We start from the raw sequence: 3,079 nt of genomic DNA on the forward strand, positions 1-3,079 counted from the left end.
ACCGGCGCCCTCGACTCCACCACCGGCGAGGCCGTCCTCGCCGTCCTGCGCGCCCGCTGCGACGCCGGCGCCGCCGCCATGATGGTCACCCACGAAGCGGCCCATGCCAGTTGGGCGGACCGGGTGGTCCACCTGCGGGACGGCGCGGTCGCCTCGGAGACCCCCGGCCGCCGGTCCTCCGCCCGCCTCGCCGCGGTGCACCCGACCGGCGTGCTCGGCGAGGTGGCACCGTGAGGATCGGAGCCTGGCGGGTCGCCCTGCGCATCGCCCGCCGCGACGCCCTGCGGGCCAAGGGCCGCAGCGCGCTGATCGCCGCCATGATCGCACTGCCCGTCCTCGGCGTCACCGGCGCCGACGTGGTCCACCGCAGCGGGCAGCTGACCCCGGCCGAACGGGTCGAGCGGGTGGTGGGCGGCGCGGACGCCCTGGTCACCTCGCTCGACCCGGGCCAGACGGTCGAGCAGGCCCCGATCGCCGAGGACGGCGCCTTCTCCGTCCAACCCCGCTCCGGGGAGCAGCCGACGGCCGAGCAGGAGAAGGGCGCGAGCACCGACCCGGCCGCCCTGGTCGCCTCCCTGCTGCCGCCCGGCAGCGTGCTCACCCCGGCCCGGCCCGGTCCGGAGGCCGGCGCGACCTCGCCCGAGGGCCTGGTCCGCACCCTCACCACCGAGGCCGATCTCGGCGACCCGGTCTGGCGCGGCCGGCTCGACCTGGTCGAGGGCCGCGCCCCGGGCGCCCCGCACGAGGTGGCCGTCACCCGGGCCTTCCTGGACCACTCCGGGCTCCGGCCCGGCGCCACCACCACCGTCCAGGGCCTGGAGGGCACCACCTACACCATCACCGGTGTCGTGGAGCACCCGGGCGAGCTGGGACGGGTCGAACTCGTCGCCCGGCCCGGTGAGTTGGTCGCCCCGCTGAGCACCGCGCTGGCCGGCGCCGGACCCACCGCGCAGAAGCCCTCGGCCGCCCGGTCCGCCTGGCTGGTCCGGCTGCCGTCCGGCGCCCCGCTCGGCTGGGCCGAGGTCCAGCGGTTCAACGCCCACGGCTACACCCTCACGGCACGCTCGGTGGCGCTCGCCCCGCCGCCGGAGCAGGCCGTGCCCTACTACCGGGACGCCCGCCGCTACAGCGACCCGACGGCCGCCACCAACACCAGGATGGTCGTCGCCACCGTCACCGGCCTGGCGCTGCTGGAGGTCGCCCTGCTCGCCGGGCCCGCGTTCGCCGTCGGCGCCCGCCGCTCGCGCCGCCAGCTCGCCCTGCTCGGCGCGGCCGGCGGGAGCCGTGCCCACGTCGGTGCGGTGGTGCTCGGCGGCGGCCTGGTCCTCGGCGCGGCCGGGGCCGTGGTCGGCGTGGTGCTCGGCACCGCGGTGGTCGCCGTGCTGCGGCCGTGGATCGAGCAGATCGGCGGCGCGCGCTTCGGCCACTTCGCCGTACCGCCGGTGGACCTGATCGCCATCGCCGGGATCGGCCTGGCCACCGCGCTGCTCGCGGCCGCGCTGCCCGCGCTGCAGGCCGCCCGGCGCAGCGTCACCGCCGGGCTGACCGGCCGGGACACCGTCCGCGGACCCAACCGCCTGGTCACCGTGTCCGGCGTCGCGCTGCTCGCCCTCGGCGCGGTGCTCGCGATGTACGGCGCGGCCTCGGTGCAGCGCGACCGGCCGGGCGTCGGCGGCTACGACACCCGTACCCTCACCGTGCTCGGCGGCTCGGTGATCGCCGAACTCGGCCTGCTGCTGTGCACCCCGATGCTGATCGCGCTGATCGGCCGGGCCGCCGGCCGGCTGCCGCTCGGCCCCCGGCTGGCCCTGCGCGACTCCGCCCGGCACCGCTCGCGCACCGCTCCGGCGGTGGCCGCGGTGATGGCCGCGGTGGCCGGGGCCGTCGCCATCGGCGTCTACACCACCAGCACCGACGCCGAGAACCGGCGCGACTACCGGCCCCAGGCCCCCTACGGCGCCGTCCAGTTGACCAGCCACGTCGACGGGCCCCGGCTCGCCGAGGAGCGCGCCGAGCTGGAGAAGCAGCTGTCCGGGCTCGGCCCGCGCGGCGACCTCGGCCAGGTGGAGTACCGCTTCTGCGACAACTGCGCCAGCACCGTCCAGCTCAAGGGCCCGCCGGAGCGGCGCGGCCTGGGCGCACCGCCGCACCTCGCCGCCGGTGACGCGACCGTGCTGCACAACCTGTTCGGCATCCATGACCCGGCCGCCGAACAGGCACTGGCCGCAGGGAAGCTGCTGGTCTTCGACCGGGCCCTGGTGGGCGCCGACGGCAAGGCCGTGATGATCCTGCGAGGCGGCGGCGGCGCTCCGCTGCAGCCCGGCGAGGTACCCAAGCCGGACCTGCAGGAGGTCCCGGTCGACGCGGTGCTGGTGGACAACCCGGCCGCCGCCGACTTCGCCCAAGGCCTGGCACTGCCCTCCGCGCTGCCCGGACTCGGGCTCGCCGCCCGGCCGACCGGCTCGGTCTGGCTGCCCGCCACCCCGCCCGACCGCAAGGCGCAGCAACGGGCCGAGGCGGCCGCCGCCCGGCTGGACCGCTTCTCCACGCTGGAGGTGGAACGCGGCTACCAGCCGAAGAGCGACGCGCTCACCCTGGCGCTCACCGGCTTCGCCGGACTGGTCGTGCTCGGCGCGGCCGGGATCGCCACCGGTCTGGCGGCCGCCGACTCCCGGCAGGACCAGGCCACCCTGGCCGCGGTCGGCGCGCCACCGCGGATCCGGCGGAGCATGGCGGGCCTCCAGTGCACGCTGATCGCCCTGCTGGGCGCACTGCTCGGCGCGGTCAACGGCTTCGTGCCGGCGGTGGGGCTGCTGAAGTCCCGGGCCGGCGGGTTCGGGGCCAAGCCGGCGCTGATCACCGCTCCCTGGGGCGAGCTGATGCTGATCGTGCTGCTGCTGCCGGTGGTCGCGGGGCTGCTCGCGGCGCTGTTCACCCGCTCCCGCATCCCGCTCGGGCGGCGGCTGTCCTGAGTCCCGGGGGGGCGGCCCGCCGGACCCCCGCCCCCCCCCCCCCCCCCCCCCCCGCCGCGTCCCCCACCGCCATCACCCCCCCCCACCCCCCCCACGGCCCCCCCCCC

At 78.0% G+C, this 3,079-nt stretch carries 1 protein-coding gene and 1 pseudogene; both read left to right on the top strand.

Annotated elements, in window-relative coordinates:
* Positions 1–234, top strand: a pseudogene (locus ACWGKU_RS40795) (ABC transporter ATP-binding protein); the annotation flags it as partial.
* Entirely contained in the window at positions 231–2,972 is a 2,742-nt protein-coding gene (locus ACWGKU_RS40800) for an FtsX-like permease family protein (RefSeq protein ID WP_452178985.1), read from the top strand. The pseudogene ACWGKU_RS40795 and the gene ACWGKU_RS40800, both read left to right, overlap by 4 nt.
* Positions 2,973–3,079: the final 107 nt, after the last annotated feature.

Source organism: Kitasatospora sp. NPDC054768 (assembly GCF_053612025.1).